The 6,912-nt window shown below is 55.2% G+C and carries 5 protein-coding genes; all 5 read right to left on the bottom strand.

Annotated features, from left to right (window positions below; genetic code table 11):
- Positions 1 to 220: 220 nt before the first annotated feature.
- On the bottom strand, positions 221 to 1,510 hold the full coding sequence (locus tag QZP87_RS11805) for a MiaB/RimO family radical SAM methylthiotransferase (RefSeq protein WP_291323126.1): 1,290 nt from the start codon (positions 1,508 to 1,510) through the stop codon (positions 221 to 223).
- Positions 1,511 to 1,544: 34 nt separating this feature from the next.
- Positions 1,545 to 2,576 (bottom strand): tRNA 2-thiouridine(34) synthase MnmA, encoded by a 1,032-nt coding sequence (gene mnmA, locus QZP87_RS11800; protein ID WP_291323125.1) that lies wholly within the window; start codon positions 2,574 to 2,576, stop codon positions 1,545 to 1,547.
- Positions 2,576 to 4,051 (bottom strand): Asp-tRNA(Asn)/Glu-tRNA(Gln) amidotransferase subunit GatA, encoded by a 1,476-nt coding sequence (gene gatA, locus QZP87_RS11795; protein ID WP_291323124.1) that lies wholly within the window; start codon positions 4,049 to 4,051, stop codon positions 2,576 to 2,578. Before gatA ends, mnmA begins: the two co-directional genes overlap by 1 nt.
- The gene (gene gatC / locus QZP87_RS11790) at positions 4,048 to 4,338 is read right to left on the bottom strand and encodes an Asp-tRNA(Asn)/Glu-tRNA(Gln) amidotransferase subunit GatC (RefSeq protein ID WP_291323123.1); all 291 of its coding nucleotides are present in this window, start codon (positions 4,336 to 4,338) and stop codon (positions 4,048 to 4,050) included. Before gatC ends, gatA begins: the two co-directional genes overlap by 4 nt.
- Before the next feature lie 257 nt (positions 4,339 to 4,595).
- Positions 4,596 to 6,536 (bottom strand): hypothetical protein, encoded by a 1,941-nt coding sequence (locus QZP87_RS11785; protein ID WP_291323122.1) that lies wholly within the window; start codon positions 6,534 to 6,536, stop codon positions 4,596 to 4,598.
- Positions 6,537 to 6,912 lie beyond the last annotated feature (376 nt).

Below are 6,912 nucleotides of genomic sequence, written 5' to 3'. Positions count from 1 at the left end.
TTAGGAAAGCAGGGGACTGGCTATTCCGGCACCCACTTGAAGCTGAACAATCGGCCTGGGGACAGTCCCCGCGACACCTTTTCCCCTAACAAATTCAAAAATTACAGACGCTAACTTTTGTGAACCTGCACAGTAAAAACTTAGCGGGGGACAGTCCCCAGGCCTCGTGCCAGTAATCAACACCGAGGACCCCTGAATGGTTACGAATAGAAAATATACACTACCAGCAACGAGCAAGCACTTCAACCAAAAGCTTGGAGCCCTGAATATTAATGGGGGCTGCCGTAACCTGATCTCCAGGCCTTAATTCCCCGGAAGGCTCTTTTATGAGGCATTCCATGTAGTACTGGCTCATGCCTTTGAAAGAATTTTCCATGATCAGGTGCAGACTGTTTACCTTTAATAACCGTCCAGCGAACCGGTTTCGTTTCTGTTGCAGAATTTCTTTGATCCGGGCGGATCGGCGGTTTTTTTCCCGCTCTGAAATCCGTCCCTGAAAGCCGGCCGCGGCGGTGCCCGGCCTGGGGGAAAAGGTGAATACATGGGCGTAGGACAGGGGCAGGAAGTGAATCATGTCCACAGTGGCCCTAAAATCAGCTTCTTCCTCCCCTGGAAATCCCACCAGGACATCTGCACCCAGGGCGAACAGGGGCAGGGTGCTTTCGAGGCCTTTTACAAATGCGTCCACTTCACTGGGATGGTAATGGCTGCGTCCCATACGGGACAGTATCCGGGGACTGGCGCTTTGCAGGGCCAGGTGCAGGTGAGGGCAAAGCATCCTGGATTGGGATATGATTTCCAGGGCCCTGGTATGCAGCTGGGACGGGTCCAGCGAGCTGATCCTGAGGCGCATTCTGTCCCGCCATTCAGGGGCAAGGTTGTGTTCCAGGAAGGCTGCCAGGTCCCAGAAATCCATTCGGGGATTCAGGTCCTGACCATACTGGGACAGGTTTATGCCGCACAGGACGGTTTCGCGGTATCCCCGGCCGAGCAGCCTGCGGATTTCCTGGAGAATGGCCCCGGGGGTGCGGCTCCGGGGGGCTCCCCTGGTGCGGGGAACAATGCAGTAGGTACAGCCCCTGGCGCATCCGTCCTGGACCTTGACCACCGGCCTGGCCCGGAAATAGCTGCTTATGCACCAGTCCAGGTCCCGGCTGTCGAGAGCTGTTTCCGGGAACGGCGAGGCCAGCAGGTTTATTTTACGGGACTGCGGCACTACCAGGTCCACCTCCTTAAGGTCCTGGAGCTCCTTTTCAAAGGCCTGAGCCGCACAACCGGTAACAACGATGCGTGCGTCCGGGGCCTGGGCATGCAGGCGGCGCAAGGTCTTTTTGAGATCCCGCACGGCCCTGGAGGTCACTGCACAGGAGTTGATGTATATGTTGCCGGCCGAACCCGGGTCTTCCGCCTGAACCAGCCCATGCCTCTGCAGAGCCTCTGAAATGGCCTGGGATTCATACTGGTTGACCCTGCATCCCATGGTGGCCATGTAAAAAGAGTTTTTATTCAAAATAAATTCCGCTGTAGCGATAAAACATGCAGGGTTATTTAATTATCCCCCCGGCCAGCACCTGGCCCTGTAATGAATAAACCACTGCAACCTGTCCCGGGACAGGCAGTCCCGGCCGGTCTTTAAAGCGGACATACATTCGGCCCCGTTGGATTTCAACTTCTGCCGGACGGGCCTTCTGGCGATACCGGGTCTGTACCAGGACCAGGTCCGGCCACTGTTCCGGGTGTTCCAGAATATTAATCTGCCCGGCCTCAAAGCCCTGCACCCCCAGTTCTTCCCTGGGTCCCACCACCAGGGTGCCGCTGGAGAGTTCCTTACGCAGTACGTACAGGGGATGCCTGCAGGCAATACCCAATCCGCGCCTCTGCCCCAGGGTATAACGCCATAGACCCTGGTGCCGGCCCAGGATGTTGCCGGAGGAATCCACAATGGGACCTGGCCTGGTACAGGGGCCATTTTTCAGCCTGCCGGCTATAAAATCCCGGTAGTCACCGGGGATAAAGCAAACCTCGTTACTTTCTTCTCTGGCTGGAGGGGTGATATTTCTATTTTCAAGAAATTTTTTCATCAGGGATTTATACTGGTCCTGCATTGGAAATACGGCCCTGGCAAGTCCGGCGGCGGGCACCAGGGACAGAAAGTAGCTCTGATCTTTGCCGAGGTCCCGTGCCCGCATCAAGATGGGGCCGGATAAGCCCAGGGATATTTTGCGGGCATAGTGTCCCGTGGCCAGGGCCGAGGCCCCCAGCTCCATGGCCAGGTCCAGCAAAAGTCCGAATTTTATACTGCGGTTGCAGCGGGCGCAGGGGTTAGGGGTAAGTCCGTGCAGGTAGTCCCGGACAAAGGGGTTTATCACTTGTGTTGCAAATTCATGCTGCAGGTCCTTCACATGCAGGCTGGTGCCCAGGCTTGTGCAGATTTCCCGCAGGCTTTGCACCAGGTGCCGGTCCTGGTGGGGATAAAATAGGGCATGCAGGGGCAAAAGATCATATTCCTGCTCCTTCAGCATGACCAGGCAGGCCAGACTGTCCAGGCCCCCGCTCAAAGCAACACCTATTTTCATTATATCAAGGCGGTGGGCAGGGGCAAAGGTCCAAGGGCCTGCTCCAGGACGCATGCGGACTGCAGGAGCAGTTCTTCACTGAAGGCCGGTCCCAGAATCTGGATGCCCACAGGCATGCCGGATCCCCCTCCCAGGCCGGCAGGGATGCTGATGCCCGGTAGCCCTGCCAGGTTAATAGAGGAGGTAAAAATATCCATTAGATACAACTGCAGGGGATCGTCCACCTTTTCCCCGATGGAGAAGGCGGTAAAAGGAACCACCGGGGAGCAGATCACGTCGCAGTCTTCAAAGGCCCGCATGAAGTCCTGGTGGATAAGCCTGCGCACCTGGGCGGCCTTTTTAAAGTAGGCATCGTAATAACCAGCAGACAATACATAGGTGCCGATCATGATCCTGCGCTGGACTTCTTCCCCCAGGGCCCTGGATCTGGTGCGACGGTACATGTCCAAAAGTTCCGTGGCTTCCATGTCCCGATAGCCGTACCTGACCCCGTCATAGCGGGCCAGGTTGGAGGAGGCCTCGGCCATGGCAATAATGTAATAGGCAGCCACTGCATGACCGGCATGGGGCAGATCCACGGTAACGGTTTCAGCGCCGGCGTCCCGGGCGGTCTGCATGGCATGATTGCAGGCCGTGTACACTTCCGGACTCATTTTTTTCTCCCAGTACTGGGCCGGCAGGCCTATACGCAGGCCTTTAAGGTCATTTCTTCGCTCCAGAGCACCTAAATAATCCGGGACCGGGGCAGCTGAAGAAGTAGAATCCAGAAGGTCGTGTCCAGAGATGACGCTCATGAGAGCAGCGCAGTCCGGGACACAGGTTGTAATGGGCCCGGCCTGTTCCAGAGAGGAGCCAAAAGCCACCAGACCGTACCTGGAGACCCGGCCGTATGTGGGCTTCATGCCCACCACCCCGCAAAAGGACGCCGGCTGGCGGATAGAACCGCCGGTATCGGTGCCGATGGAACCCAGGGACTGCAGTGCAGCCATGGAAGCAGCAGAGCCTCCGCTGGAACCGCCTGGAACCCGGGAGAGATCCCAGGGGTTATGTGTGGTCTGCAGAGCCGAATTTTCAGTGGAAGAGCCCATGGCGAACTCGTCCAGGTTGGTCTTGCCCAGGATAACGGCCCCGGCCTCTTTGAGGCGATGCACCAGTGTTGCGTCATAGCCCGGGGTAAAGTTTGCCAGGATTCTGGAACCGCAGGTTGTTGGCATGTCCCGGGTGCAGATGGCGTCCTTGATGGTCATGGGAATGCCCCACAGGGGTTTGTTTGTGTCCGGACCCTGGCGGTCCATTTCCCGGGCCTGCTCCATAGCCTGTTCTTCCTGGATGTTCAGCAGTGCCTTGAGTGTGGGCTCGGTCTTGCAGATATTGTTCAGGCATTCCTGAATCACCTCTGAAACCTTGACCTGGCCGTCCTGCAATAGCCGCCTGGTTGCGATGAGTGTTCTGGTATCTTTATACACTGAATTCACCTTTGGATTATTTTAGGGACAATAAAGTATTCTCCGTCGTGGCGCGGAGCATTGGCCAGGATCTCACGGCGCCGGCAGGTTGCCCGCCTTTCATCCTCGCGCAGTACGGAAATGTTTTCCGAAGGGGAGTAGAAGGGCTCCACACCGGTGGTGTCCACGAGGTTGAGACTGTCCATGTAGCCGATGATGTCCCGGAACTGGGCTGCGAATTTTTCAGCCTGGTCCGGGGATGTTTCCAGCCTGGCCAGGGAAGCTATCCTGGTTACGTATTCCTTGTCGATGTTCACGGTTGCATACTCCTGAGGTGTCAATTATCTATTGTCCGTTGTCTGTTATCACTACAGCAAAATTTATAAAACTTTTCCACCTGTCTAAATTGGGGACAGGCACCCCCAAACCTTTTTCTGAAGGATGTTTGACGGCATTATAAAAATAAGTGCGGGGAGAGCCAGTCCCCGGAGGTCAATAAATAAGTGTCGCTGTAGTGATAACAAATAACTGATAACAACTTCTTGTATTTTATGACAGGGTTTCAGGAATAAGTCTAAGGTTCCTGCTCCTGTCTTTGCTGTCCCCTTATTCTTTCCAGCCACATGGCCCGGCGTTGTTTTCTGGATTCAATCATCCATTGCAGGCTCTCCGGATCCGCGGGCTGCAGCTGATGGCTGTCCATCTGAAACACGAACAGGTCCTGGGAGGCCTTGCCGTAACTGTCCCAGCTGATGGGGGCCATGCTCCAGGAGTTGAACCGGTTGTGGGACAAAATCCGGTTTACCTTTTCATTATCCCCGGGGAGAGGCATGTCTCCAAGTCTGGAAGCAAAACGCACAAAATCATAGCCCAGGGCCACCCAGAAGTCAGCCTCTCCCTGGAGGGTGTCCCGAAGTCCGGTGATTAGCTCCATGGCCGGCTCCAGCCGGCTGTGGCTGTCCCAGGCCCCGGTGCTGAGGGCCAGGGTGAAGAACTGCTGCTCCAGGGTTTCAGGCTCGTAACCCTGGTACCAGAGCATGGGTCCCAGAAAGACCAGGTGCTCCGCATTGAAATAGAAAAACCGCGGTACCAGGCCCTGGGCCCGGCCCAGGGTGTCGGGAATGAATACGGCATCAAACCCCGGGTCAGGGCTTAAATACCGGCTGGTTGACGCAGAGGTGCCCAGCAAGGAAGAGACAATGCGGTTCCAACCGGCATGATCGTCTGTGGGGTAGCTCATCATGCCTTTTACTTGTACATCCTTTCCCCGGGCTTCTTCCCAGAATGTCTCGGCATAGGCCCGGCCGAAATCTTCTTCGGGATAAAGAACAGCATAGTTCCGGATATTCATGCCTTTGGTGCTGAATTGAAGCAAAGACCGGACCTGATCTCTGGCACTGGGGAAAAAACGCCAGCCCTGACTGCCCTCCTTTTCCATTGATGGCAGAAAAGTAAGAAATACCATTTCCTCATGCAGGCCCGCCTCCCTGATGCTGTCCCAGTCCTGTCTCGACAGGGGGCCGCCTGCCAGGGAAACATTGTCCATCTGTTTGAGTTCGTCAAGCCACCCGGGGTTATTGGTGTTTATGGTGTTAACCCTGACCTCTGTGCCGCTTGTGAGCAGGTCCCAGTGGGCCAGGCCGGCCCCGCGCATGACCTTCCAGCCTACATTGGAGTACTGGTGGCTCAGGGGGAGAAGCAGGGCGATTTCAGGGGAGGGCTTGCCAAGCTTCTTTTCCCACCGGTCCAGGTCCTCGGTCAAGGCTCTGCGATCAACCAACTGACTTTCCCGGGCGATCTCCTGCAGCACCGGCCGGATGGATTGCCATCTGTCGGTATCTTCCTGCAGCCTTTGATTATGATAAGCCCACCAGAAGAGGTTGTATGGAAAAAACAGCTTTTTTTCGTGGTCCAGGAAAGAGGCTGCATCCCGCAGTTCCTGCAGTTCCATGTTCAGAAAGAGCCTGGCGCCGAATTTTTCAAGGCCGGCCCTCTGCTCATCAGTAAAGGCAAGGCCGTAGATGTTTGTCAGGGTCTGCGCGGCCTCCTGATACCTGCGGCTGTCCAGGTGATGCTCTGTCAGTTTCCTGGCGGCATTCAGCCTTATGTCAAAAAAAACGTCCTCATCCCATATAAGCCTGTCCAGGTAGCGGACGTAATGCTGCTCGCTTTCCAGGTTCCTGATGGCAAGAGAATGGTAATGGTGCCACTGCCAGGTGTTTTCTGCAGCGGGATCCAGTCGGGCCCAGTTTTGCAGAGACTGCAGACAGGTCCGGTAATCACGGTTTTTGCCCGCACTTATGGCCAGTCTTTTCCAGGCCTGGACTTCCTTTTCCTTTTCCAGTTCGAACTTATCCAGAAGACGGGTGTACATATCCTGGGCGTGGATATGCTCGCCTCTATCCCAGGCCTGGGCGGCCCTGTGCTGTAGATCCGGCCTGGGGGGATCATCCGGGATCACTCTTTTGCCGGCGCATCCAGCCAGCAAGAAAAGGACCAGAGCATATATAATCAATCGTGTTTGGTACATCGCTTGCGAGTTAAAAGTTTTGAGTTAACACTACAGCGAAACTTATGACTGACCTCCGGGGACTGGCTCTCCCCGCACTTATTTTTAACTGAAGTAAAGATCATTACTGAAAAAAAATGCGGGGAGAGCCAGTCCCCTTCAAGCTTAAATAATGTGTCGCTGTAGTGATAGTTTTGTACGATAATTATTGACTGCCCAGCTGGTATAACCACAGAAATAAAAAAGCCCGGGTCAATTTTGACCCGGGCTAGAATAGGAATTGGTTCAAGCAACTGTCAAGACATTTTATTTCTTGTCATTGACCTCAGTATAATCGGCGTCCACTACGTCTTCATCAGGGTTCCGGGCCTCCTGCTGCCCA

Source organism: Desulfonatronospira sp. (assembly GCA_003563255.1).
In the GTDB taxonomy this organism is placed as follows: Bacteria; Desulfobacterota; Desulfovibrionia; order Desulfovibrionales; family Desulfonatronovibrionaceae; genus Desulfonatronospira.
This window is presented reverse-complemented; position numbering and strand designations above follow the sequence as displayed.